Origin of the sequence: Pantoea sp. MQR6 (assembly GCF_022761075.1) — a bacterium.
GTDB lineage: Bacteria > Pseudomonadota > Gammaproteobacteria > Enterobacterales > Enterobacteriaceae > Pantoea > Pantoea phytostimulans.
Genome location: NZ_JAKYXB010000001.1, coordinates 1,546,701 through 1,571,823, shown reverse-complemented (window position 1 = coordinate 1,571,823; position 25,123 = coordinate 1,546,701). Strand labels below are relative to the sequence as shown.

General features: G+C 49.8%; 27 protein-coding genes. 11 read left to right on the top strand and 16 right to left on the bottom strand.

Annotated elements, in window-relative coordinates; all coding sequences use genetic code 11:
- The first annotated feature begins 137 nt into the window (after positions 1 to 137).
- Together MUG06_RS07320 and MUG06_RS07315 are read left to right on the top strand one after the other, a co-directional pair.
- Entirely contained in the window at positions 138 to 281 is a 144-nt protein-coding gene (locus MUG06_RS07320; RefSeq protein WP_215847107.1) for a hypothetical protein, read from the top strand.
- A 39-nt stretch (positions 282 to 320) separates the two neighbouring features.
- Positions 321 to 500, top strand: a complete 180-nt coding sequence (locus tag MUG06_RS07315) for a hypothetical protein (protein WP_243078177.1) — start codon at positions 321 to 323, stop codon at positions 498 to 500.
- Here the strand turns inward: MUG06_RS07315 and MUG06_RS07310 are convergent.
- The gene (locus MUG06_RS07310) at positions 488 to 1,651 is read right to left on the bottom strand and encodes a beta-glucosidase (protein ID WP_243078176.1); all 1,164 of its coding nucleotides are present in this window, start codon (positions 1,649 to 1,651) and stop codon (positions 488 to 490) included. The genes MUG06_RS07315 and MUG06_RS07310 overlap by 13 nt on opposite strands.
- A 155-nt stretch (positions 1,652 to 1,806) precedes the next feature.
- Between MUG06_RS07310 and MUG06_RS07305 the strand changes: the two genes are divergently transcribed.
- Entirely contained in the window at positions 1,807 to 3,267 is a 1,461-nt protein-coding gene (locus MUG06_RS07305) for a phospholipase D family protein (protein ID WP_243078175.1), read from the top strand.
- A 32-nt stretch (positions 3,268 to 3,299) separates the two neighbouring features.
- On the opposite strand, the gene mdoC is transcribed toward MUG06_RS07305, so the two are convergent.
- A complete protein-coding gene (mdoC, locus tag MUG06_RS07300; RefSeq protein ID WP_243078174.1) occupies positions 3,300 to 4,424 on the bottom strand; it encodes a glucans biosynthesis protein MdoC in 1,125 nt (374 codons plus the stop codon).
- A gap of 280 nt (positions 4,425 to 4,704) precedes the next feature.
- Between mdoC and MUG06_RS07295 the strand changes: the two genes are divergently transcribed.
- The 3 genes from MUG06_RS07295 (at position 4,705) to MUG06_RS07285 (ending at position 9,179) form a co-directional block, all read left to right on the top strand.
- Positions 4,705 to 6,240 (top strand): glucan biosynthesis protein G, encoded by a 1,536-nt coding sequence (locus MUG06_RS07295; RefSeq protein ID WP_243078511.1) that lies wholly within the window; start codon positions 4,705 to 4,707, stop codon positions 6,238 to 6,240.
- Complete coding sequence (mdoH, locus tag MUG06_RS07290; RefSeq protein ID WP_243078173.1) at positions 6,233 to 8,785, top strand: glucans biosynthesis glucosyltransferase MdoH; 2,553 nt, start codon at positions 6,233 to 6,235, stop codon at positions 8,783 to 8,785. The genes MUG06_RS07295 and mdoH overlap by 8 nt, the downstream gene beginning before the upstream one ends.
- 154 nt (positions 8,786 to 8,939) lie before the next feature.
- Complete coding sequence (locus MUG06_RS07285; protein ID WP_243078172.1) at positions 8,940 to 9,179, top strand: YceK/YidQ family lipoprotein; 240 nt, start codon at positions 8,940 to 8,942, stop codon at positions 9,177 to 9,179.
- Here MUG06_RS07285 and MUG06_RS07280 read toward each other — a convergent pair.
- The 3 genes from MUG06_RS07280 to MUG06_RS07270 all read right to left on the bottom strand — a co-directional run bounded on the left by MUG06_RS07280 (position 9,170) and on the right by MUG06_RS07270 (position 11,443).
- Entirely contained in the window at positions 9,170 to 9,571 is a 402-nt protein-coding gene (locus tag MUG06_RS07280) for a MysB family protein (protein WP_243078171.1), read from the bottom strand. The two genes, MUG06_RS07285 and MUG06_RS07280, sit on opposite strands and share 10 nt — an antisense overlap.
- A gap of 117 nt (positions 9,572 to 9,688) precedes the next feature.
- On the bottom strand, positions 9,689 to 9,955 hold the full coding sequence (locus MUG06_RS07275) for a hypothetical protein (RefSeq protein ID WP_243078170.1): 267 nt from the start codon (positions 9,953 to 9,955) through the stop codon (positions 9,689 to 9,691).
- A 564-nt stretch (positions 9,956 to 10,519) separates the two neighbouring features.
- The gene (locus tag MUG06_RS07270; RefSeq protein ID WP_243078169.1) at positions 10,520 to 11,443 is read right to left on the bottom strand and encodes a Kdo(2)-lipid IV(A) acyltransferase; all 924 of its coding nucleotides are present in this window, start codon (positions 11,441 to 11,443) and stop codon (positions 10,520 to 10,522) included.
- 255 nt (positions 11,444 to 11,698) lie between these two features.
- Between MUG06_RS07270 and MUG06_RS07265 the strand changes: the two genes are divergently transcribed.
- Positions 11,699 to 12,748, top strand: coding sequence for a rhodanese-related sulfurtransferase (locus tag MUG06_RS07265; RefSeq protein WP_215847101.1), 1,050 nt, complete (start codon positions 11,699 to 11,701; stop codon positions 12,746 to 12,748).
- Between the two features lie 42 nt (positions 12,749 to 12,790).
- On the opposite strand, the gene MUG06_RS07260 is transcribed toward MUG06_RS07265, so the two are convergent.
- The 10 genes from MUG06_RS07260 to mdtH all read right to left on the bottom strand — a co-directional run bounded on the left by MUG06_RS07260 (position 12,791) and on the right by mdtH (position 20,509).
- On the bottom strand, positions 12,791 to 13,363 hold the full coding sequence (locus MUG06_RS07260; RefSeq protein ID WP_215848299.1) for a YceI family protein: 573 nt from the start codon (positions 13,361 to 13,363) through the stop codon (positions 12,791 to 12,793).
- Positions 13,364 to 13,367: 4 nt separating this feature from the next.
- A complete protein-coding gene (locus MUG06_RS07255; protein ID WP_243078168.1) occupies positions 13,368 to 13,943 on the bottom strand; it encodes a cytochrome b in 576 nt (191 codons plus the stop codon).
- Positions 13,944 to 14,253: 310 nt separating this feature from the next.
- On the bottom strand, positions 14,254 to 15,372 hold the full coding sequence (gene solA, locus MUG06_RS07250) for an N-methyl-L-tryptophan oxidase (protein ID WP_243078167.1): 1,119 nt from the start codon (positions 15,370 to 15,372) through the stop codon (positions 14,254 to 14,256).
- A 96-nt stretch (positions 15,373 to 15,468) separates the two neighbouring features.
- Entirely contained in the window at positions 15,469 to 15,723 is a 255-nt protein-coding gene (gene bssS / locus MUG06_RS07245) for a biofilm formation regulator BssS (RefSeq protein WP_215847098.1), read from the bottom strand.
- A 259-nt stretch (positions 15,724 to 15,982) separates the two neighbouring features.
- On the bottom strand, positions 15,983 to 16,252 hold the full coding sequence (locus MUG06_RS07240; RefSeq protein WP_215847097.1) for a hypothetical protein: 270 nt from the start codon (positions 16,250 to 16,252) through the stop codon (positions 15,983 to 15,985).
- Positions 16,253 to 16,399: 147 nt separating this feature from the next.
- On the bottom strand, positions 16,400 to 16,645 hold the full coding sequence (gene dinI, locus MUG06_RS07235) for a DNA damage-inducible protein I (protein WP_215847096.1): 246 nt from the start codon (positions 16,643 to 16,645) through the stop codon (positions 16,400 to 16,402).
- A gap of 62 nt (positions 16,646 to 16,707) precedes the next feature.
- Positions 16,708 to 17,754 carry a dihydroorotase gene (gene pyrC / locus MUG06_RS07230; protein WP_243078166.1) on the bottom strand — a complete coding sequence of 349 codons (1,047 nt, stop codon included), beginning with the start codon at positions 17,752 to 17,754 and terminating at the stop codon, positions 16,708 to 16,710.
- A gap of 134 nt (positions 17,755 to 17,888) precedes the next feature.
- On the bottom strand, positions 17,889 to 18,452 hold the full coding sequence (locus tag MUG06_RS07225; RefSeq protein WP_215847094.1) for a lipoprotein: 564 nt from the start codon (positions 18,450 to 18,452) through the stop codon (positions 17,889 to 17,891).
- Between the two features lie 116 nt (positions 18,453 to 18,568).
- A complete protein-coding gene (grxB, locus tag MUG06_RS07220) occupies positions 18,569 to 19,216 on the bottom strand; it encodes a glutaredoxin 2 (protein ID WP_215847093.1) in 648 nt (215 codons plus the stop codon).
- 90 nt (positions 19,217 to 19,306) lie between these two features.
- The gene (gene mdtH / locus MUG06_RS07215; RefSeq protein ID WP_243078165.1) at positions 19,307 to 20,509 is read right to left on the bottom strand and encodes a multidrug efflux MFS transporter MdtH; all 1,203 of its coding nucleotides are present in this window, start codon (positions 20,507 to 20,509) and stop codon (positions 19,307 to 19,309) included.
- 257 nt (positions 20,510 to 20,766) lie between these two features.
- Between mdtH and rimJ the strand changes: the two genes are divergently transcribed.
- The 4 genes from rimJ to murJ all read left to right on the top strand — a co-directional run bounded on the left by rimJ (position 20,767) and on the right by murJ (position 24,597).
- Positions 20,767 to 21,357: a ribosomal protein S5-alanine N-acetyltransferase gene (gene rimJ / locus MUG06_RS07210; RefSeq protein ID WP_215847092.1), complete on the top strand. Its 591-nt coding sequence runs from the start codon at positions 20,767 to 20,769 to the stop codon at positions 21,355 to 21,357.
- Between the two features lie 16 nt (positions 21,358 to 21,373).
- Positions 21,374 to 22,015 carry a DUF480 domain-containing protein gene (locus MUG06_RS07205; RefSeq protein WP_243078164.1) on the top strand — a complete coding sequence of 214 codons (642 nt, stop codon included), beginning with the start codon at positions 21,374 to 21,376 and terminating at the stop codon, positions 22,013 to 22,015.
- Position 22,016: 1 nt separating this feature from the next.
- The gene (locus MUG06_RS07200) at positions 22,017 to 22,937 is read left to right on the top strand and encodes a Gfo/Idh/MocA family oxidoreductase (RefSeq protein ID WP_243078163.1); all 921 of its coding nucleotides are present in this window, start codon (positions 22,017 to 22,019) and stop codon (positions 22,935 to 22,937) included.
- Between the two features lie 121 nt (positions 22,938 to 23,058).
- On the top strand, positions 23,059 to 24,597 hold the full coding sequence (gene murJ, locus MUG06_RS07195; protein ID WP_243078162.1) for a murein biosynthesis integral membrane protein MurJ: 1,539 nt from the start codon (positions 23,059 to 23,061) through the stop codon (positions 24,595 to 24,597).
- A gap of 88 nt (positions 24,598 to 24,685) precedes the next feature.
- Here murJ and flgN read toward each other — a convergent pair whose 3' ends face one another.
- Positions 24,686 to 25,117, bottom strand: a complete 432-nt coding sequence (gene flgN / locus MUG06_RS07190) for a flagellar export chaperone FlgN (protein WP_243078161.1) — start codon at positions 25,115 to 25,117, stop codon at positions 24,686 to 24,688.
- Positions 25,118 to 25,123 lie beyond the last annotated feature (6 nt).

Sequence of the window (25,123 nt, the reverse complement as noted above, 5' to 3'; positions counted from 1 at the left end):
TCAACCTGAGTTTCAACGCAACGGGGCGCATCATGCGCCCCGTTTATTTTGCGAATAAATCTGATCAATCAAACGGATTCCTTTACACTGTTGCGCGCCGTACCTTAAACAGGTTCATCCCATTCTGTAGAGATGTCATGTCAGCACCTTCACCACCGGACAAACACGACGAACCTTTGCGTCAATCTTTAGACGATGCCCAGTTCGCTATTGTGGTGCTTGTTGTGACCTCAGTGACGTTGATTATCTTCGTATTGATGGTTACGCTCTGGATGAGTTGAGAGGTCAGGCGTGAAAAGGACATTCATCAGGAGAAGGCAATGGAAAACAGAGATGACAAACTGATTGCGATTATTGGCCTGCTGGCTGCGTGTCTCATTGGGGTTACGTTCCTGTTTACCATGACATGGCTCACCGATGTGCGCCATCCCACCGATCCTTCTCTTGACGTGCAATCCTGCTCTCCCAAGCCTCACCCGCCAATCTCTCATCCATCCTGATCGCGTTTTTCATATTTGATCTGTTGGCTACGTAATACCAGCGCCAGCCCCTCATGCAGGGTGCGATTACCATTGGGATCGCCTAATCCCAGCAGCGGATCTGGCGAGCGGCGATCATCAGCCCAGGCGGGATATTCCACCACCGGGTAAAGCGAAACGCCCTCGATGGCAATCCCATTTTCCAGCGCCACCGACACATTTTCACTGACTTCCTGCAACCAGGTTGCGCCTGCATTACCTTCTGCGCCGGTTTCTGCCAGCAGCATGGGACGTTGATAACGCTGCCAGCACTGCGCGAGCAGCGTATGCAGCGGCACCCTTGAGGGGTGATCGGCTTCCATGGGGAGATCCGGGAAAAACCAGTGATTGTCGGGATAATAATTCAAACCCAGGATGTCGAGACACGCTTCGCTGCCGCCTAACTCTTTATCGAGGCGACCCGCTAACATATCCCAGGCTTCGAACTGCGCCTGATGTTGCGCATTGGCATAAGGTTTACTGTCTGGGTTGTCGGGATGTGTGGCGATCTGCACCAGCGGATCGGTTAATACAAAGCGGGCGTCGGGATAGACTTCACGAATAGCGTGAATGGCTGCCAGCGAAGCGCGCACCAGCTGTCGCTTCAGCTCTTTACCGCGATTCGCCACGTGAGGATTAAACCAGGCAACGTCAGCGCCAGCCCATGACCAAAACGAGATTTGATTGATGGGCGTAAAGAAAGGCTGCTCGATGCCGTGGTCTCGCATTAGCTGTGCCATGGCGCGGGCGAAGCGTTCGAAATGCTCGACAAATTCTGCTTTCCAGATATTGAGATGATCGGGATAGCCAAAATGCGCCAGCTCCCAGATAATTTGCAGATTATGACGCTGTGCCGCCTCGATCATCGGCAGGAAAGAGTGCCAGTCATAGACATCGGGCGTTTTCTCAATCAAATGCCAGCGAGCACCATCGCGCGCCGTCAAAATGTGCTGTTCCACCAGCGTGGCGTAATCTTTATTCAGCAACATGTCATGACCACTGGAGATCACCATGTCCAGCCTTTTTCCTGGCGCACGACAGGCGGTGGAGCAGGGGAAGCTGCCCTGAAAGAAGCTGCGAAACAGGTGGGGATGATGGCGATGTGAACCTTCGGTAAGGGATTGCTGCGTCATTTTCCTCTCCTTCCAGGCAATTGCCGGTCACAGATGGTTCGGCTAAGTCTAGACTAAAAACATCAACAGCCGTGTAGTGAAGTAGGAAGGCTCGCATAGCGTGTTTCCTAAGACCGGTGAATAATAAAAATAACTGCATCATTCAGGGAATTAACATGACCGAAGCTTTTGACCTGCATCCGCCCACTCTTTGTGAGAGCTGGCTGGAACAGCGGCTTAAACCACAGCGAGTGCACCGTGCCGACCTCAGCGGGATTCATCCGCTCAGCGATGGGCTGGATGCCTTCGCCGCCCGCTATATGCTGATTGAAAAAGCTGAACGCTCGCTCGATATTCAGTACTACATCTGGCAAAACGACATGTCTGGGAGATTGCTGTTTAGCGCCCTGTTGGACGCCGCAGAACGCGGAGTAAAAGTCCGTTTGCTGCTGGATGACAACAATACGCCGGGCCTGGATGAAACCCTGGCGCAGCTCGATCGTCACCCCAATATCACCGTCAGGCTCTTCAATCCTTTCTCATTTCGAACCCTGCGCGCGCTGGGTTATCTGACTGATTTCGCACGTCTTAACCGACGTATGCACAATAAAAGTTTTACCGTCGATGGCATTACCACGTTGGTGGGCGGACGTAATATTGGTGATGAATATTTCGGAACCGGTAATGAACCGCTGTTTGCAGATCTCGATGTGATGGCCATTGGGCCGGTTGTAGAAGAGGTCAGCAAAGATTTTGAGCGCTATTGGAAAAGCAAACCGGTATCGCCGTTGAAAAAGGTGCTGGATGAAACCAGCGATGACAAAAGCGCGGTGCGTTTGCCGGAAGCCTGGCGCCACAGCGAAGCCGTTCAGGTCTACCTCAAACGGCTGGATAATTCTGCGTTTGTCAGCCAACTCGAACAGGGCACCCTGGAGCTGACATGGGCGAAATCTCGTTTGCTCAGCGACGATCCGCGTAAAGGTTTAGGCAAAGCAAAGCGCAAAAGCTTGCTGCCGCAGCGTATGTTGGAAGTGATAGGTACGCCGCAGCATCAATTCGATATTATTTCAGCCTATTTTGTGCCGACGCGTGCGGGCGTGGCGCAGCTACTAGCCTTAAAGCGTAAAGGGGTGAAAATCGCCATTCTGACCAATTCGCTGGCGGCGAATGATGTCTCCATTGTGCATGCGGGTTACGCTAAATGGCGCAAGAAGCTATTACGTCACGGTATCGCGCTGTATGAACTTAAACCGCAATCCGCCTTGCAGGATGCGCCACACGATCGCGGTTTGACCGGTAATTCGGGTTCGAGTCTGCATGCCAAAATCTTTTCGGTCGATCAAAAAACGTTGTTTATTGGCTCGTTTAATTTTGACCCACGTTCAGCAGAACTCAACACGGAAATGGGATTAGTGATTGAAAGCGAAACGCTGGCAATGAAAACCCATCAGCGCTTCATTGATTCAATGCGCGATCGTGCCTGGACACTACGATTGGATAAGTGGGGCAGGGTAAACTGGCTTGAGTATCCGAACGAATCAGAAGAAGTGGTGCATAAACATGAACCGGGCTGTTCGCTGTGGCAGCGATTGCAGGTGCGATTAGTCTGGCGTTTGCCTATTGAATGGCTGCTTTAAAAAAAGCGATCCCCAACGGGATCGCTTTTTTATTATTTGTTCTGCGGCTTACCGGAGAACAAGAAGCGCAGCAGCGGAATGCGCAGGTGAATCTCATACAACAGAAAGGCGATGCCAAACACCATTATCAGGCCAACGAAAAAGCCCAGCGTGTTGTTGCTGATGTGCGGCGTTATATAAATGCCATACAGCAACGTCAGGGGATGGTGGACCAAATAGATAAACAGCGAAGCATTGACCAGATACATGATGCGCGGCGAATGTGAGTTCAGCAGCTTATGGCCGAAGCAGAAGCAGACGTTGAGCATACACAAGCCCATCAGGGTGGAGATCAGCGCATCCAGTTCATATAACCAACCTTCACCACTGCTCATCCGCTGATTTGCGCAGTAGGCAACAAACACCACAATTGCGCCAAAGCACATCACGGGATTGAATCGTACAAATAACTGCTTCAGCGCCTTATGCTTCCACGACAGCGCGCCAAGCATGAAGAAAGGCATAAAGAACAGTGATTGCATCACCCCAATACTGAACAAGCCATTCATTAACCAGTCAGGCTGGAAAATAAAGATCGCACGGCGTAACAGGCACCATAACAACGCCCACGCCATAACGCCTAAGGTCAGCGAACCCCAACCCACACGTTGGTAATCAATGGCGTGTTTTTGATCGCGTAACCAGCGGAACGTCAGCATGCCCAGCGTGGTTAGCACCACCAACACCACCAGAAACCACAGGTGAGAGATTAACTCCCACATCAGGTTATTAAATTTCTCGTACAGACTAAAATTATCCCAGCCAGACAATTTCTGCGTCCACTCTTTGAGCATAAAAAATTGCGGCAGAGTGATCAGCGGAATGGCAGTAAGCAGCGGAATGCCGACACGCTCCAACCGTACTTTTAAAAACCGCTGCGGCTGATAGCGCAAATAGAGCATGTAGGAGAAATAGCCGGAGATGACAAAAAAGACCTGCATACGGAAGGCGTGAATAAAATCATTAAACAGCGTCAACCATAATGAAGCGTCGGTACTGTTAACTGCCCATTTTTGCGTGGAATAAATCAGGGAAACGTGAAATGGAACCCCTAATAACATCAAATAAGCCCGAATGGAGTCGAGAAAATATTCACGTTCAGGTTTTGCTGTACTCATAAAGTTCCTGTTCGTTAGTACGTTGTGAGTCTGTTTTAGCCAGTTTCGCCCTGAAACCGGATTATGCCGGAGTGAAATTCTACCTGTGATAAACGAGGTATACTATCAGCTAAATCTGTATCGTTTAATTGTCCTAAAATCACACATCTGGCTTACGAATAAAGGGAACATTCTTGCGCATAAGCTGTCGGAAAACCGAATAATCCTTTAAGATAAGCGGGTTTGATTTAAGCACACGAAAGGGGGGGATGTGCTGACTAAAGAGAAAAATAAACCAGAACTGAAAAAGGTGCGTTGGATTGGCGCTGCAGTTCTGCTGGCGTTGTACGCCAATAACAGTTGGGCGTTTAACATCGATGATGTAGCCAAACAAGCCAAAGCGTTGGCAGGGAAAAGCTTCGAAGCGCCTAAAAGCAATTTACCCTCTCAGTTTCGTGAAATGAAATTTGCTGATTATCAGCAGATCCAGTTTAACCACGATAAAGCGTATTGGGGCAAATTGCGTACGCCATTCAAGCTGGAATTTTATCATCAGGGTATGTACTTCGATACGCCGGTACAAATTAATGAAGTCACGGCTAGCGCGGTGCGTGAAATCAAATACAACCCTGATTATTTTAATTTCGGCAATGTGAAACATGACGCCGATTCGGTTAAAAACCTGGGCTTCGCGGGTTTTAAAGTCCTTTACCCATTAAATACCAAAGGTAAAGATGACGAGATCACCAGTTTTCTGGGTGCCAGCTACTTCCGCGTGATCGGTGCGGGCCAGGTTTATGGCTTGTCGGCGCGTGGTTTGGCGATTGATACCGCGTTGCCTTCTGGCGAAGAGTTCCCGCGCTTTAAAGAGTTCTGGATCGAACGTCCGAAACCACAAGATAAGCAACTGGTGATCTACGCCTTACTGGATTCGCCTCGAGCAGCCGGTGCCTACCGTTTTGTTATTCGTCCGGGTAATGAGTCGGTCGTTGACGTGCAGTCTAAAGTCTATCTGCGCGACAAAGTGGGCAAACTGGGTGTGGCGCCATTGACCAGTATGTTCCTGTTCGGTGCTAACCAGCCGTCGCCGGTTAATAATTTCCGTCCTTCGTTGCACGATTCTGATGGTCTTTCCATCCATAGCGGCAACGGCGAATGGATTTGGCGTCCGCTGAATAATCCGCGCCATTTGGCGGTGAGCACATACACCATCGAAAGCCCGAAAGGTTTTGGTCTGCTGCAACGTAGCCGCGACTTCAGCGCTTATCAGGATCTTGACGATCGTTACGATCAGCGTCCAAGTGGCTGGGTTGAGCCTTTAGGCGATTGGGGTAAAGGCCGCGTCGAGCTGGTGGAGATCCCTACTGCGGATGAAACCAACGACAACATCGTTGCCTTCTGGACACCGGAGAACCTGCCGGATCCGGGCAAAGAGATGAACTTCAAATACCGTCTACACTTCACGCGTGACGAAAGCCAACTGCACTCGGACGACACGGCATGGGTGAAAAACACCCTGCGTTCTGCCGGTGACGTTAAGCAGTCTAATCTGGTGCGTCAACCGGATGGCAGCATCGCCTTTACTCTCGATTTTGTGGGTAAAGCGATGAGCCAAATGCCGGAAAACAGCCAGGTTGCACCACAGGTGAGTGTGGGTAATAACGCGGATGTGGTTGAGCAGAGCGTACGCTATAACCCGGTCAATAAAGGCTGGCGTTTGGTGTTGCGTCTGCGTGTGAAAGACAACAAGCAGCCAACCGAAATGCGTGCGGCGCTGGTTAGCGGCGACAAGACATTGACGGAAACCTGGAGCTATCAGCTACCTGCCAATGAATAAATCGACTTTTACACCTCAAAGTTACGTGGAATCCCTGCCGCTGGATGCGGCAGGAAAAGCCCGTTTAAGCGCCTCGCTGCAAAATGCCGAGGCGTTTCACTTCATACACGAATCGCTGGGCCAGGATGTGGCAGCCAGCGATCGCCCTGACGATGCGCCACTGAAATCTGTTTCATCGCGGGTGAAAATGGCCTGGCCAGACTCGCTTGCTGATGGCCAACAGCTCGGCAAAGATTATCTCGATCGCACCACGCTGAAGGCCATGCCGAAAGTGAAGCGCTCGCTGATGTTCCCGGAAGCCTGGCGTACTAACCCGTTGGTGCGTGCCTGGTCTTCATTACGTGGACAAAAATCATTGCCGCGCTACGCCAATCCAGAAGAGCAGCGTGCTGAAGAGAAGTGGCGTCACGTAGGATCAATGCGTCGCTACACTTTGCTGATTTTGACGCTTTTCCAGACCGTTGTGGCAACCTGGTACATGAAAACCATTCTGCCGTATCAGGGCTGGACGCTGCTCGACCCGATGGAGATGATCAATCAGAACTGGCAGCAATCAGTGATGCAGATTCTGCCTTACGTGCTGCAAACCGGAATTCTGTTCCTGTTCGCCATCCTATTCTGTTGGGTCTCCGCCGGTTTCTGGACTGCGCTGATGGGCTTTTTACAGCTGCTTATTGGTCGCGACAAGTACAGCATCTCTTACTCAACAGTAGGCGATGAAGCACTTAACCCTGAGCACCGTACAGCGTTGATCATGCCGATCTGTAATGAAGATGTTGAGCGCGTATTTGCTGGATTACGAGCGACCTGGGAATCCGTCGTCCGTACCGGCAATGCAGAACATTTTGACGTCTACATCCTCAGCGACAGCTACGATCCTGATATTGCCATCGCCGAGCAGAAAGCCTGGATGGAACTGGTACGTGATGTTGGCGGCGCGGGCAAAATCTTCTATCGCCGTCGTCGTCGTCGCGTGAAGCGTAAAAGCGGCAACATTGATGACTTCTGTCGTCGTTGGGGCGTCAACTACAGCTATATGGTGGTGCTGGACGCTGACAGCGTAATGAGCGGTGAATGTCTTACCGGCTTAGTACGCATGATGGATGCCAATCCAAATGCGGGTATTATCCAGTCTTCGCCAAAAGCGTCTGGCATGGACACGCTCTACGCGCGTTGTCAGCAGTTCGCAACACGCGTTTACGGTCCGCTGTTTACCGCCGGTTTGCACTTCTGGCAATTGGGGGAATCGCATTACTGGGGCCATAACGCCATTATTCGCGTGAAGCCGTTTATTGAGCACTGTGCGCTAGCGCCGTTGCCTGGTGAAGGCTCATTTGCGGGCTCAATTCTGTCGCATGACTTTGTTGAGGCTGCGCTGATGCGTCGTGCCGGTTGGGGGGTGTGGATCGCTTACGATCTGCCGGGTTCATATGAAGAGCTCCCGCCAAACTTGCTGGATGAGCTTAAACGTGACCGTCGCTGGTGTCACGGTAACCTGATGAACTTCCGCCTGTTCCTGGTGAAAGGAATGCATCCCGTTCACCGTGCGGTGTTCCTGACGGGGGTGATGTCTTATCTCTCCGCGCCGTTATGGTTTATGTTCCTTGCGCTCTCCACCGCCTTGCAGATTGTGCATACGCTGATGGAACCAACTTACTTCCTGCAACCGCGACAGCTCTTCCCGGTTTGGCCGCAGTGGCGTCCTGAACTGGCGATAGCCCTGTTCTCAACCACAATGGTGCTGCTGTTCTTGCCAAAACTGTTGAGTGTGGTGCTGATTTGGTTCAAAGGCGCTAAACCTTACGGTGGCGTAATGCGCGTAACCCTTTCACTGTTTTTGGAAATGCTGTTCTCAGTATTGCTGGCGCCGGTACGTATGCTTTTCCATACTGTGTTCGTGGTCAGTGCATTCCTTGGCTGGGAAGTGGTGTGGAATTCGCCGCAACGTGATGACGATGCTACGCCGTGGAGTGAAGCATTCAAACGTCACGGTTCTCAAATGGCGTTAGGGATTGTCTGGGCGGCAGGTATGGGTTGGCTGGATCTCAACTTCCTGTGGTGGTTAGCACCGATCGTCTTCTCGCTGATCCTTTCACCGTTTGTTTCAGTGATGTCGAGCCGTGCCACGTTGGGTATTAAGAGCAAAAATGCAAAATTGTTCCTGATCCCTGAAGAGTATGAGCCGCCGAAAGAGTTGGTGGATACCGACTTCTATCTGAAGCTCAACCGCGAACGTGCGTTGGAAAATGGCTTTATGCATGCGGTATTCCACCCGGCGTTCAATGCCTTGGCAACGGCGCTTGCGACATCTCGTCACAAGCAAAGCCAGCTGCTGGAGCATGCGCGCGATCGTCGCGTCGATCAGGCATTAAGCGATGCACCCGAGAAACTCAACCGTGAACAGCGATTGCAGCTGATCAGCGATCCGGTGGTGCTGGCACGCGTTCATACCCGTTTATGGGAAAACGCAGAGAAGTATCATCAGTGGGTTGAAAGTTATCAAAAGCTGAAATTGAATCCACAGGCGTTGCCACAAAACGCCTAAGCAAAAAAGCGGCAGGGATGCCGCTTTTTTTATGGCTCAGATTCGGGTTAACGCAGCGATTTAACGCGAACTTTACGTAATTCAGTGGAAATGTAGGTGTTACTTCTGTGTGTGGGTCACTAAAATAGCGTCAATTCCATTAAGAGAAACTGTTGTGAATCGTTTCCTGAAACTATCTGTTTTAACCTTGTCCGTTTTGCTGTTGAGCGGTTGCGGTAGCATTATCAGTAGAACCGTGCCCGGTCAGGGACACGGTAATCAATATTATCCTGGCGTACAGTGGGATGTTCGCGACAGCGCATGGCGGGTGTTGACCATTATTGATCTGCCGCTGTCGCTGGTGTTGGATACGCTTTTACTGCCTGTTGATGCCAGTCACGGACCTTACGAATAACTGCGGTCTGAATCGCTGTTGTCGTCTTCCCACTCTTGCGCTGCCGCTTCACCTTCTTCGGTATCCAGCGGTGGCTCCAGTTGAAACTCACCTTCATCCCACTCGTGTAGCGTGTTTTCAGCCAGCCATTCCTGACGCAACTCAATCTCTTCAAAGTCACCATCAAAGATAGCCTGCGCTGCTTCTCCGCTGCGGATTGGCAAGCATTCGCCCGGTTCGCCTTCATCTTCAAAAAACTCAGCCTGCCACATAATATCGCCGTCCTGCATTACATACTTTTGCAGGCCAAACTGGCTAATCGATGCATCGGCTTCGTCGAGTTCGGGATGATTGGCGAGGTATTCCTCACGCGCCGCTTCAATGGCTTCTTCTAATGTACTGAACATGCTCATCGCTATTCTCCATGCCTGTTTAACGGGATTTCACAGAAGGATAGACGAAAAATGGGGGAGGGGAAGTTGCTGACAGGACAACCGGCGGGAAAGTAGACGATTCCCGCCGATTCGGATTTACATTGCTTTCTGGGGGAAATGCAAAACCGGACGTACTGATTCGCGAATTATCGGAGCAGAATAGCGAATACAGCACTTTATACAGGGTTTAACTTTCTTAAAATTTATCCTGGCGATGGATAATGCCTGATTCAAATTATAAAGCGTGCCGATAAAAATGACGTCTTCCTTAACGGGCATGCGCTTACATTCCTTGCGATGTAAATAATGATAACCTTCCTGATCGGTGCTGATTGTCACGTAATAATAAATACCTTTATTCATAAAATATTCCTACGAAGGGTTTGCTGTGGGTAATCTTCTTATAATTTTTAAATGCGCAGTTAAATAAAATTAACCGTTAGGTTGAAATTACCGGCAAAAAATTTGATATTCAAATTCCATAAGAATATATAAAAGAGTTAAAAGTTTCTAAAAAGGTATATAGGATGACTTGCCAGGACAAAGCCTTGTAAAATAAGTTAATTTTATTGGACTGATTAGCATAGCCAAAGCATTAAGGTTAATTAAATCGGAAAAGACCTGGAATTTTAAAAAACAGGGCCGAAGCAGGAGAATATTTAGGCTGAATTTAATAAGTTATCTTAACGTTTCACTCAATGTTTTTGTGCAAATATCTAAGAATTTGTGCGTGGCATTTAATCTTAAGCGGCAATTCCTTAATTATGATGCAGAAATATCAAATAATCTTTGGCTTTTAAAGAATAGTCACTCAATTTAACATTGGACAGTATACGAAGCGGTGAATAAGTTTTTTACAGTGATAGTATAGTGAGTAATTAATTTAAAATGATTCAGGAGATGAAATATTTCCCCTCCTGAATGTAATTAGTACCGTGAAGGTTCACCTTCAGGTTTGGTTTTAAATCGGCGGTGCAACCACATATATTGTTCTGGTGCTAACAATACGCCTTCTTCAACCACTTTATTCATGCGCATCGCTGTATCCACATCATTTGTAAGAGGAAAATCTCCGCTTACGTCAGGCAAAATCATTAACTCATAGCCACGGCCATCCGGTAAACGACGCGGAACGAAAGGGATAACGGCAGGTTTGCTGGTTCGCATCAGCATATGCGTACCCGCTGTGGTTGCTGCATTCTCCACCGCAAAAAAGGGCGCAAAAACACTGCTGCGTGGACCATAATCATGATCTGGTGCGTACCAAATGATATCGCCTCTTTTTAAAGCGCGGATCATCCCCTTGAGATCTTTACGGTCTAACATGTCCTTATTCGAGCGCATGCGGCCACGCACCTGAAGCCAGTCAATCAGCTTATTGTCGTTCGGTCGGTAAACACCAATACCCGGATTATGAATGCCGAACATGCGTGCGCCGATTTCCAGAGTTAAAAAGTGCATGCCAATCAACAGCACACCTTTCTGATTGTCTCGCGCCTGCTGGATATGTTCTAAACCCGAGGGCTTGTGCCATTTATGGATGCGCCAGTCTGGCCAAAACCACGCCATACCGGTTTCAATTAACCCCATGCCAACTGATTCGAAATTATGTTTTACCATCGCTTCGCGATCGTTTATGGGCATCTGCGGAAAGCACAATTCCAGATTTCGCCGCGCAATACTGACGCGACGTTTCATAAAACGCATGCCGATACGTCCAATGCCACAACCCAAAACGTAGAGCAGGGGATAAGGAAGTAGCACGAAAACATAAAGAAAAATGACACCCAGCCAGGTAAACCAATAGCGGGGATGAAGAAGTTCACGCGAAAATTGAGGCAATTGGGTCATGTGAAATAGTATTATCCTGCGTCACGCACCTTATGGCGCCGTTATCTCGTTGATTTTCCCTATTGTGCCAGTTTTTGTCCCAGGCGGAAATATTGCGAACCGGCGTAACAAGCAGCTAAGCGTTGCAGATGAAAAGCACAACCGCCAAAAATTTACACTGCATCAAATCAATTTCCCTTATGCACTTTGCATCTGGGTGTTTTCAGGTATCATGTGCGCGCTAAATTTCTCCTATTGATAACAGGAACGAACACCATGCCAGTGTTACACAACCTTGTTTCCAATAAAGAGCTGAAGGCGCGCATGTTGGCTGAAACTGAGCCGCGCACCACTGTCTCTTTCTATAAATATTTCCAAATTGCTGATCCAAAAGCCTTTCGTGATGCGTTGTATGTTGGTTTAACCGGGCTAAAAGTGTTTGGTCGTGTCTATGTGGCACACGAAGGCATTAACGCGCAAATCAGCGTGCCCGCCAGCCAGTATGAAAAAATGAAGTCATTCCTTTATGGTTTTGATCCTGCCTTGAATAATCTACGCATGAATGTGGCGCTGGATGACGACGGCAAATCGTTTTGGGTACTGCGCCTGAAGGTGCGTGACCGCATTGTGGCGGACGGCATTGAAGACAATACGTTTGATGCCAGCGACGTTGGCAGATATCTGAAAGCGGCTGATGTGAATGCCATGTTGGACGATCCCGATGCCGTGTTCGTTGATATGCGTAACCACTACGAGTATGAAGTGGGACGTTTTGATAACGCCATGGAAGTGCCCGCTGATACTTTCCGCGACCAACTGCCGATGGCGGTTGATATGTTGCAAGATCAGAAAGATAAAAAAATTGTGATGTACTGCACCGGCGGCATTCGCTGTGAAAAAGCCAGTGCGTGGATGCGTCATAACGGCTTTGAAGATGTTTATCATGTGGAAGGTGGCATCATCGAATATGCTCGCCGTGCTCGTGAGCAAGGCTTGCCCGTACGCTTTAAGGGCAAGAATTTTGTTTTTGATGAGCGCATGGGCGAACGTATTTCAGAAGACGTCTTATCACATTGTCATCAATGTGGAACATCTTGTGACACCCACGTGAATTGTGTGAATGATGGCTGCCACCTGCTCTTTATTCAGTGTCCAGCTTGTGCTGAGACCTATGAAAACTGCTGCAGTCCGCTGTGCCAGGAAGAAGCGAAACTGTCGCCAGAAGAGCAGCGCGCGCGCCGCGCCGGACGAGAAAATGGAAATAAAGTGTTCAACAAGTCTCGTGGATTGTTAAACATGACCATTCCTGCTCCGCTTAAGAAGTGATGTCATCCCGCCTGAAGCTCAGCTTCAGGCGGTTGTTGTGATCTATTGCCGAACACCTTCAACTGAAATCATCAGCTGAACTTTTTGCGAGGCTGGCCCTAAATCTTTAGTTATGTTGAAATCTTTCAATGCGATTTCACCTTCCGCCTCAAATCCTGCGCGATAGCCGCCCCATGGATCTTTGCCTTCACCTAACAGCTTCGCTTCTAGCGTTACGGGTTTGGTTACGCCATTCAGCGTGAGATCACCAACGATCTCAAGTTCATCGCCCTCTTTTTTAACCGATGTTGATTTGAACATGGCTTGTGGATTTTTACCCACATTGAGGAAATCTGCGCTGCGCAAATGTTTGTCACGCTCCGCATGGTTGGTGTCGACACTGTTGGTATTAATGGTGACATCGACTTTGTCGGCCGAAGGATTGCTTGCATCAAAGCTAAAGCTGCCATCAAAATCTTTAAACGTGCCATACAGCCAGCTATAGCCAAGATGTTGAATGCGAAACTGGATGAAGGCGTGCTGGCCTTCCTTATCAATTTTATAATTAGCAGCATTAGCGGTAACAGAACTCAACAACAAGCTCGCAGCGGTTACGGCAAGCAGGGTTTTCTTCAGCATATTAATGATCCTTTTCAGAGGGTAAAGGGATGCGCATACCTAACATCCGTTTCAGAGTGACATCGCGATCGATAAAGTGATGTTTTAGAGCAGCTAAGCCATGCAGCACGGAAAGGATGACCACGCTCCAGGCGAGCCATAAATGAATATCGCCCGCTAAATCGGCCTGTTCTCCGGCCCCACTAACTAAAGCGGGAAGCTCGAACCAGCCAAATACCGAAATCGGTTTACCGTCAGCTGTAGAGATCAAATAGCCACTCACTAAGATGGCCAGCAATAAGCTGTAAAGCAGCCAGTGGGCGACTACGGCGCTTAGGCGAACCCATGTGGTGTAACTTTTAAGGGGAGAAGGTGAGGGCGATACAACGCGCCATATCAGACGGAAAATTAAGATAAGCATTAATATTACGCCGATGCTTTTGTGTATCTCTGGCGCGTCGTGATACCAGCTATCGTAATATCCCAAGCCCACCATCCATAAGCCCAAAGCGAACATGGCATAAATGACTAACGCCATTAACCAATGCAGCGTGACGCTAATCAATCCAAAGTTTTGAGTGGAATTACGTAACGGCATAATTTTATTTCTGTAGTAATAAGTGGAAATAAGCATCCACAGATTGAAATAAAAAATCAATGAAGCTTACGCTTCTATAACATTATCTTGATGATGTGAAATTCATGAAATGATCACGCTTAATAAACGCAGTTTTATTGAATAAGGCTGAATTAATCCAGTCCGAAATAAATTAAATTTCAATTGGATTCACTTTTTGGGCGGTGCGAAGGCGAGTAGTGTGGGGTAATGTGAATAAGTGTCAGTTAACGTCAGTGTGCAGCATCATATTTAATGATGCTGCACATTTTATTTAAGACAAGAAAAGTCATTAAACGTCGAAACGCGCAAGTGAAAATGGCGTGAGGTCAAACGAGAAAGGTTTATCCTGCGCAAATTCGGCAGCCAGTTCACCTAATACGCTGGCAAATTTGAATCCATGCCCGCTTAAGCCCGTCATAATGAGTCGATTAGGTTCACCAGGTAATGTATCGATAATAAAATCTTCGTCTGGCGTGAAATCATAGCTGCACGCTTCGCCCCGCAGGCAAACGCCTACGCCAGGCAGGAACTGACGCAGAAATCCAAACGTCTCGTTGCCGTCCGCCGCTACGGTACCAAAAGGTTTGCGATCTTCTGGTTTTGTCATCGGTTGGCCGCCATCGTGGCGTCCCACTTTTAGGGCATTATTATCGGCGGGAAAACCGTAATACTGGCTGCCGTTTTCCATCTCAACAGTGAAACCGGGGAAGTGGTTGTTTTCACTGTAGCGGCCATCCGCCTGATACCAGGCAAAGACTTTGCGAGTAGGTGTTACCGGCAAGCCGGAAACCAGTTTACTTACCCAGGTTCCTGCACTGATTAACATCTTCCGGGCGCGATACACGCCATCCAGTGTTGTGACCTGTTGTAGATCGCCGTCTCGACCTATTTCGCTGACCGGGCAATTAAACAGTTGCGCGCAACCCGCCTGTTCGGCGAGTTGAATATAACTGCGAACCGCTTGCTCGCATTTTAAGTAACCCGATTGAGGTTCAAATACGCCGATATAACCGTCAGGCACGTTTATTTGCGGCCAACGTTTACGCACCTCATCGGCCTGCAGAATGTGTATATCCAGTTGCCAGGCTTTGGCGCTGTCAATCACATTGTTAATGAACTCCGACTGCAGCAGCGCCAGATTTAATATGCCGCTGCGGTGCATAATACGCTCGCCAGCCTGCTGTTCCAGTTCGTCCCAAAGCGCTTGCGCTCGCAATACTAATGGTACGTAGCGCTCGCCTTCACCATAAGCGTGGCGAATCAGTCGACTGTCACCGTGATGCGTGCCTTGGTCATGCGGTGGGTGGGCGCTGTCGATCATCAATACCGACAAGCCTGCTTGCGTTGCGTAATAGCCTGCTGCTGCACCGATGGAACCGCTGCCTACCACAATAAGATCGTAAATCATTGAGACGAAACTCCTGAAAGGGTCACACAATCAAAAGCATACCAGAAACAGAGACGAAAAAGGCACCCCTTAGGGTGCCTCTTGATGTGGCAGGAATTAATGTTTCTTGAGAAGTCGTTCTACCTGCTCGGCAGATTCTATCTTGGCGATGCCCGCTTCAAGGATAGAGATGAACTGCCTTGCCACATCCGTTGTTAGCCAATATGTCGGGCCAACGTCCGCCTCTTCTTCTGTTTGCTCTTGTGACGAAAGTGAGTGCAAACGAATCATCATGGCATCATAGCTGTCAACGGTACTGATGTCCCAGCCCACCAGCGAATGGGTCTGAATCACATCTTTATTTCTGTCCATTATAACCTCCATATTACTCGTTAAACGAAGTGCTTGATGAGGTTCAATGCGGCTTTTTTATTCCAGTAGCGAGACAATTATAACAGTAAAAGACCCGCCTACTGATTAAAAAATGCGTTGAAAAACGGATAAATAGAATAACTGCTTTTATAAGACACGAAATGAAAAATAAAATGCCTGATGAAACAGGCATTTTAACCAGCAATTTGAAAGGATAAAAAATACTATTTTTGCGAGAGAAACGTCGTTCAGTATTGCATTAAATCAGTGGTTCTGACGTTGTGCCACCGTTGCGCTTCTGCAGTGATTCTGCCAGCCGGGCAAAGTGTAGTTGCAATTGCTCATCATGGTTTTGATTTTGTGCTTCAAGAGACAGATTATGCACCAGAAGCTGACTGGCACGATCGTCAAGGCAGAAAATCAGACTGGAGAAGGCATTTTCCAGCACCGTCAATCGACGTTGCTGATCACCTATTAGCGCTAAAAGCTCGCCAAAAGTCATCGCTTCTTCAGGTTTATCAGTAGTCATGTTGTCGCACCTCCTGTTAAGCATGACGAGCGCAAGGATAGGGGATTGATCGATCAGAGTCTAGATGCAGCGGAGGCTTATGGCGAGGGAAGAAAAGAGATAAAAAAGCCGGATGGCGACACCCGGCAAAAAACAGCACAGTGGCGGTTAATCGGTGATGAACCAATCATCAGCGCTTTCCCAGGTTTGCTGGAGAATGTCACTGATTTGGTCACGGGACTCTTTATTACCGCCTAATACGCTGAGTTGGTTGGCGGTGGCATAACGTACTTTGACGTGATGCGTTGAATCAGGAAACTGTTCATCAATGCGACGAGCAAGCTCTTGGCTTAACGCTTCCATCGCGCCGGCGGGAAGAGGTTGGGTCTTGGCAACGGTAATTTCAACACGCATAAAAGCCTCCAGATAAGATACTGTATATATTTACAGTAATTATCCTCTGGAGGCAAATACTATTACGCTTTGATACGCCAGTTTAAAGTTTCACCTGCAAGGAAAGGCACCAGAGAATGTGCACCCATTTCTATGTGGCTTTCCACTGTCCACGGCTCACGTACCAGTGTGATGGTATCTTCGTTGAGCGGCAAACCATAAAAGCGCGGACCGTTCTCAGAGCAGAAAGCTTCAAGAAGGTGCAGGGCTTCCATCTCCTCAAATACCGTGGCATAAGCCGGCAGCGAGGTTGGCGCATTGAACACACCGGCACAGCCGCAGCTGGCTTCTTTCAGATGCTGCAGATGCGGGGCAGTATCAGTACCAAGGAAGAAACGAGGGTTTCCACCGGCAATGATTTTACGCAAGGCTTCCTGATGAATATTGCGCTTTAAAATCGGCAGACAATACAAATGAGGGCGAATGCCGCCTACCAGCATGTGATTGCGGTTAAACATCAAATGTTGCGGTGTAATGGTTGCGCCAAGCTTTTCGTTAGCCGCTTCAACATAATCCGCCGCGTCTTTAGTAGTGATGTGTTCCATTACCACTTTCAGTTCAGGAAACTGTTTACGCAGCGGCTCCATTACCGTTTCAATAAAACGCGCTTCACGGTCAAAAATATCGATATGCGCATCGGTAACCTCGCCATGGATCAGCAATGGCATGCCAAGTTTTTGCATGCGCTCCAGCACATTCGCAATTGAGGCAATGTTGGTTACGCCATGGCTGGAGTTGGTGGTCGCATGTGCAGGATAGAGTTTGGCGGCAGTGAACAAACCTGAGGTAAAGCCGCGCTCGATCTCATCGGGATCCAACGAGTCAGTTAAGTAACAGGTCATCAGAGGTGTAAAGGCATGATCGGCAGGTAATGCTGCCAGGATGCGTTCGCGATACGCTTCTCCTGCCGCCACGCTGGTTACCGGTGGCACCAGATTTGGCATCACGATGGCACGACCGTTCACCGCGCTGGTATAAGGCAAGACCGTTTTAAGCATGTCGTCATCACGCAGATGAATATGCCAGTCGTCTGGGCGGCGAAGAGTGAGTTGCTGAGTTTGTGCAGTCATCGATGAAGCTCCGGCAGAAAGGAAACGAAAGGCACGTTTAGGCCGGGGTCTAAGCATAAGGATTCAGGCAACCGTTTGCACCTGGTTTTTTAGGCAGAATCGAGAAAACCGCGCCAAAGGGCGCGGTGAATAAATTAGTGGGTGAAAGGGATAACCAATTGACCCGGCTTTACTTCTAAACCTTTAGCGAATTTTTTCGCCAGCGACTCCGCTTTACTCCGATCTTCACTCAGGACATAAGCCGGTTTTTGGTTGAAATAACTTTTCAGCGATTGATTCAGATAAGGTGTCAGGGTTTTCATGATTGACGCCATTTTTTCTGGCTGAACTTGCGCATCAACGATTTCGAGATCACGCAGGTAGATAGCGCCTTGCTGCTGATCGAAGAACGGTTGCGCTTTCATTTTCAGCTGCATATCTGCCTGTTGAGGGCCAAAAAGAGAGCTCACGTTAATTTTGGCATTGCCTGACAAGGTAATTTTACCGGGTTCTTCACGCCCGATCTGGCTGCTGAGATCGTTTAAAACAATGTGCGCATTCACCAATCCTGCAACGCCAATATCTTTTTCGTAGTTGTTGCGCTTTTGCAGCGCCTGATTGATTTCCTGCTCGCTAATGGTGTACTGCGTAAGTTGATTACAGCCGCTTAAGATGACGGCAATAAACAGGGCGGTGAGCCCAAGAAAGGCCTTTTTCATGTGTTCCTCATCCAGGATGTTGTGGGGCTAAAACTGTATATAGCGTGCCTGAATGCGGAGCGGGTGTCATCAAGGAAGGGATGAGAAACGCGCGTGCGTTTCTCATCAAAGCAGGTTTAATGCGCGATCGAAGAGAGCAAATTAACCTGCGTCTGTTTCGCCATGTTATCGCGGTAATCCGCTACGCGACTTGGCCATTCAATGCCGCTCACTAATGTCAGCGAACGCAACAGCGGAAATAAGTTAATGTCATCTTCTGATAATTCACCATTAACTGCATTGGGCTTAACAATCAGTTTGTCCAGTTGTCGCAAATCGTCACTGATGTTTTTAATGAAGCCCGGCGCATGTTGCATAAGTTCATGGAAATCGCCGATATTAGCCTGCTTTTTAACACGGAAATATTCGCGTGCTTCCGGGGTCGCGAACTCAGCAAATGGCGCTTCAGCGATACGCGGTAACAGCAACTTGTTTGCGTAACTGTTGACGTGACGCAGCCAGTCATTGATTGCCGGGTTTGTTTTACCCACAATCAGCGGCTCGCCATCTTGATTATCGATGAATCGCACGATATCCATGCTTTCAGGCATCGCACTGCCGTCCTGTTTTTGCAGGATCGGTGCCATTTTTTGACCAACCAGTTTGGTCGGCGTGGCTTCGTCATCGTTCAGCATGACAACTAATTCAATGGGCACATTTTTCAGGCCGAAAATCATGCGTGCTTTGACACAGAAAGGGCAATGGTCGTAGATATAAAGCTTCATCCCGTTCTCCTTTGTTTAGCAGGGCGAAAGACATTCGCCCTGTTTTCGGACTTGCGGGAAGTATGGAAGAGATTAGCGGATGGGGCAAACTCAGCTGCTAAGAATAGCGGGTGCAACATCGCGCGGTTGAAACTGCCGCCACAGCGCCAGCAGTGTGACCAGACCAATACTGCTGAGTAAAATCCACGGTAATTCAGGTAACGATAGTTGCTGGCCCATATCAAACATCCATCCACCGCCGCTGTATCCAATCAAGCCGCCTAACGCCAGCCCAAGGCGACTGAACCCCATATAGCTGCCACGCGATCGGGCGCTGGCCAACGCGGCGCTTAAGGTTTCACGCGCAGGTTCGGCGATAATGGAGCCGAGATAAAACACGGCGATCAGCGTAAACAAGGCGGTGAGATCGTGCGTCATGCCGATCGGCAGCAGGCTGAAGGTCATGAGTGTTAAACCGGCCATTAAACGCTGCTCAAGGCGAAAATGCTTTTCACTCCAGCGCGCCAGCGGATACAGCAGTGTCAATGACAGCATCGCCTCAATGGCATACATCCACTTCACTGCCGCAGGTGCCCCCGCCACCTGATTAACCATGACCGGCAGCATCAACATCACCTGTACCGCCAAAATGTAGTAGCCGGTTAGCGTCAAGACATACAGGCGGAAACGCTTATCGTGCCAGACGCGTTTTAGCCCTTCGCGCATAGCAACCCGCTCCGTAGAGATGCGCCACGCAGGCAGCCAAATCGCGTTGAATAGCGCGGCGAGAACAAACACGCCAGCGCCAACCCAACAGACCAGACGGAAATCCCAGGCCAGCAGCCAGCTGCCAATCAGTGCGCCAATCACCGCGCCTGCGCTGTCCTGCATCATTAACAGCGAGAAAAAGCGCCCACGTTCGCGTGCCCGCACCAATTTCATCACCAGCGCACTGCGTGGGGGATCGAATAATGTGCCGCCTAAACCCGATAACATACAGGCTAACCACAGCAGCCAGGGTTCGTGTGCCAGCGCCATACAGGCAAAACCCGCTGCGCGCATCAACATGCCGATAACGATCAAGGGCTTGGCACCAAAGCGATCGGCAATCGCACCGCCAAAGATGCCTAAGCCCTGCTGAATAAGCTGACGCAAGCCAAGCGCGATGCCGACCATCAGTGCCGCCCAGCCGAGCTGCTCAACAAAATGGATAGAAATGAGGGGGAAGACGACGAAAAATCCCATCACCACCAACATGTTATCAACCAAAAGAAAAACTTTACTGCGGCGTCGTGCCAGCGCAACCCGTGACATGCTGATTCCTGAGCAAGTAGATTAATAACAAAGGGAAAGAATCGGACCAGATGGTCTATTCTCCTCCGCAACATGCGGGAAAAATAGCGTTGTTTAGATGATATTTTTTTATCGAGCGAGCCCGCATTTAAGGTGCTAAATCAAGACGTTTCCTGCAGAGTTATTCGTAACGTTTTACCGCAGCCCAGGCGGCGGTTATAGTGAAGTGAAACGTTAAATAGGTGTCTCTTTCTCAGCCATGTATTTCAGGAGTCAAGATGTTTGGCTATCGTTCTGCCGCGCCAAAGGTGCGATTGACCACCGATCGGCTGGTGGTACGTCTGGTACACGAACGCGATGCGTGGCGGTTGGCGGATTACTACGCAGAAAATCGCGTTTTCCTCAAACCCTGGGAACCGGTTCGTGATGAAAGTCATTGTTATCCTTCCGGTTGGCAAGCTCGCCTTGGGCTTATCACTGACATGCACAAGCAAGGCTCGGCCTTCTATTTCATTTTAATGGATGCTAATGAGACCGAGGTGCGCGGCGTGGCGAACTTCAGCAATGTGCTGCGTGGCTCATTTCACGCCTGTTATCTCGGCTATTCACTGGGCAAAAAATGGCAAGGGCAGGGCTTCATGTTTGAAGCCCTGCAGACAGCGATTCGCTATATGCAACGCCAACAGCACATTCATCGCATCATGGCCAACTACATGCCGCACAATCAGCGCAGCGGTGATCTGCTGGCTCGCCTTGGCTTTGAAAAAGAGGGTTATGCCAAAAACTATTTATTGATTGACGGACGTTGGCAAGATCATGTGCTGACGGCGTTAACCAGCACGGAATGGACGCCGGATCGGCGCGGATAATGATGAGGAATTTTGCATGAAGATGGCTTTATCGGCGCAAGCCTTGCGTGTGATCGGTTGCCTGCTGGAGAAACAGGTCACTACGCCCGAGCAGTATCCTCTCTCTCTTAATGGTGTTGTCACGGCCTGCAATCAAAAGTCTAACCGCGAACCGGTCATGAATTTGTCAGAAGGCGAGGTGCAGGATCAACTGGATCAGTTGGTCAAAAAGCATCTGGTCACCTCAAACAATGGATTTGGTCAGCGCGTCGCGAAATATGAACAACGGTTTTGCAACTCCGCGTTTGGCAACCTGCAACTGAACAGTGCTGAAGTCGCAATATTAACGCTGCTGTTTCTCCGTGGCGCACAAACGCCGGGCGAATTACGTACTCGTAGCGGGCGGCTGCATGAGTTTGCAGATGTCTCTGAGGTGGAACAGACGCTGGAAAGCTTAAGCCAGCGCGAAGATGGCGCGATGGTGGTGCGTCTGGCACGCGAGCCAGGCAAACGTGAAAGCCGCTATCGGCATCTTTTTGCGGGCGAACAGGACGAAGCGCAAACGCACATCGACCCAGTCGAAGAGAGTGAATTAACCACACGCGTCGCCACGCTGGAGCAGCGAGTCGATGCACTGCAGGCGCAAATCGCCCAATTATTACAGCAGCAGGAGCAGTGAAATGACGTTGCGCATTGGTGTGGTGGGATTAGGCGGTATCGCACAGAAAGCCTGGTTACCGGTGTTATCGCAAGCAACCGACTGGACGCTGGTTGGCGCGTTCTCACCTAATCAGGCTAAAGCCAAACCTATTTGCGAAAGTTTTCGCATGGCCTGTTTCAGCTCTCTAAACGATTTGGCTGCGGCTTGCGATGCTGTATTCGTGCACAGCAGCACCGCCACGCATTTTGATGTGGTCAAAGCGTTATTGCTGGCCGGCAAAGATGTCTGCGTTGATAAACCGTTGGCAGAAAATCTCAATCAGGCAGAAGCGCTGGTGGCCTTAGCTGAGAAGCAGAAGCGCAAACTAATGGTGGGTTTTAACCGGCGATTTGCTCCCCGTTATCAGCAGCTAAAAGCTGAAATGCCCAACGCGGCTTCATTGCGTATGGAGAAACATCGCAGCGACAGCGTGGGCCCTCACGATCTGCGCTTCACCTTGTTGGATGACTATTTGCATGTTGTTGATACCGCGCTGTGGCTCAGTGGAAAGGCCGCGACCAGCTTACATGGGCATATAGAGACCAACGATTTGGGTGAAATGCTGTATGCCGAACATCACTTCGCTGCGGGGCGGTTACGCCTTACTACCAGTATGCATCGCCGTGCGGGCAGTCAACGCGAGCGCGTGAGCGCAGTCTGCGAGGGAAAATGTATTGATGTGCTCGACATGCGCGACTGGCAGGAAGAGAGTGCCAGCGGCTTACTGATTACACCGCCGCCCGCCTGGCAAAGCCATTTAACTCAGCGCGGCTTCAGCGGCGCGGCGCATCATTTTATTCACTGCGTGCAAAATCAGACGATGCCTGAAACCAGTGGCGAACAGGCCCTGCTGGCGCAGCGGGTAGTGGAAAAAATGTGGCGCGAGTCCGTTCGCGAATAACCCCTTGTAACACTCAGCGCTGGTGATTTCTCACCGGGCAAGTAGACTATCGCCGGGCATCAGCTGATGCCTGCGCTAAGTCTCTCTTTTTGCCGAACCTTTTCAGGATGCGCCGCTAATTATGAACTTGTTGAAATCGCTGGCAGCGGTCAGTTCCATGACCCTGTTTTCCCGCGTATTGGGCTTTGCCCGAGATGCCATCGTGGCGCGGGTATTTGGTGCCGGAATGGCTACCGATGCCTTCTTCGTTGCGTTTAAATTGCCTAATCTGCTGCGCCGTATTTTTGCCGAAGGCGCTTTTTCTCAAGCCTTTGTCCCGATTCTGGCTGAATACAAAAGCAAGCAGGGCGACGAGGCAACCCAACTCTTTTTGGCTTATGTTTCTGGCCTGCTCACGCTGGTATTGGCCGTCGTCACCCTATTAGGGATGTTTGCGGCACCTTGGGTGATACTGGTTACTGCCCCCGGCTTTGCCGATACTGCAGATAAATTTGCGCTCACCAGCGCGCTGTTGCGCGTCACCTTTCCCTATATTTTACTGATTTCCCTCGCCTCGCTGGCTGGCGCGGTGCTTAACACCTGGAACCGTTTCTCTGTACCAGCGTTTGCCCCCACCTTGCTGAATGTCAGCATGATTGGGTTTGCGCTGTTTGCCGCGCCACACTTTCATCCGCCAGTAATGGCGCTGGCGTGGGCCGTGGTGGTCGGTGGTGTTTTGCAGTTGGGTTATCAACTGCCGCACCTGAAAAAAATCGGTATGTTGGTGCTGCCGCGCGTCAACCTAAAAGATGCGGGTGTCTGGCGGGTAATGCGTCAAATGGGTCCGGCGATTTTAGGCGTCTCGGTGAGTCAAATTTCGCTGATTATTAACACCATTTTCGCCTCTTTTTTGGTTTCCGGTTCCGTATCCTGGATGTATTACGCCGATCGCCTGATGGAGTTCCCCTCTGGCGTTCTGGGTGTTGCGTTAGGCACCATTTTGCTGCCCTCGTTGGCGAAAAGTTTTTCCAGCGGCAATCACGACGAATATTCACGCCTGATGGATTGGGGTTTACGTCTCTGTTTTCTGCTGGCACTGCCCAGCGCGGTGGCATTAGGCATGTTGTCCGGCCCGCTGACCATTGCGTTGTTCCAGTATGGAAAATTCACCGCTTTTGATGCCTTGATGACGCAACGTGCGCTGATTGCTTATTCAGTGGGATTGATGGGATTGATTGTCGTGAAAGTGTTGGCGCCGGGCTTCTATTCGCGTCAGGACATTAAAACGCCGGTGAAGATCGCTATCATCACCTTGATCATGACGCAATTGATGAATTTGGCCTTTATCGGCCCACTGAAACACGCGGGTTTATCGCTGTCGATTGGCCTGGCCGCCTGTTTAAACGCTGCGCTGCTTTACTGGCAGCTACGAAAGAAAAACTTTTTTCAGCCACAACCGGGTTGGGCGGGTTTCCTGATTCGCCTGGTGCTGGCAGTTATTGCCATGGCGGCTGCGCTGTATGGCATTCTGCAAGTGATGCCAGTATGGGAGCAGGGCGCAATGTTGTGGCGTCTGTTACGTCTGGCTGCCGTTTGTGCTGTAGGCGGTGGAACCTATTTTCTGGTGCTGGGTTTATTGGGCTTTCGCTTACGTGATTACGCGCGACGTACCGTGGCTTAAACAAATAACCTGTAAGCAGACATAAAAAAGCCCGCGAGAGATCGCGGGCTTTTTTTTAGGTGCCAAAGCATGCCAGCACCGCGCTGAATCAGAACTTGCGACTCAGTGTCGATTGACCTTTTCCCATACCGTCTGGGCCGTAGAACGCCTGAGTTTGGTGCGGCTTCAACACCTCAAGCGCATCTTGGGTAAAGCGAATTTGATGCTGTAACAGCAAGCCGTTATGGACGTTGGCGTCCTGTAAACGGCGGGTGTGCTGTTGAATACTCTGCCAGCGACGCGACATGTCACTCTGACCACGATAAGGCGCCTTGGTATTCAGGCTGGCTTCAGTTGTACGGCGCATCTCGTCCAGATAATTCAGCGTTGTGAGCAGCGCGCTTTTATCTTCGGTAATACGCTGCAACAGGTTGCTGTTAATGTGGCCGGCCGACAGCTGGTGCTGCTCTTCGTTGAGCAAATCAGCCAGTGAAGACAGCACTTCCTGCATCTTATCTAATGTGGTCAACAAGTTACTCATGGGGAG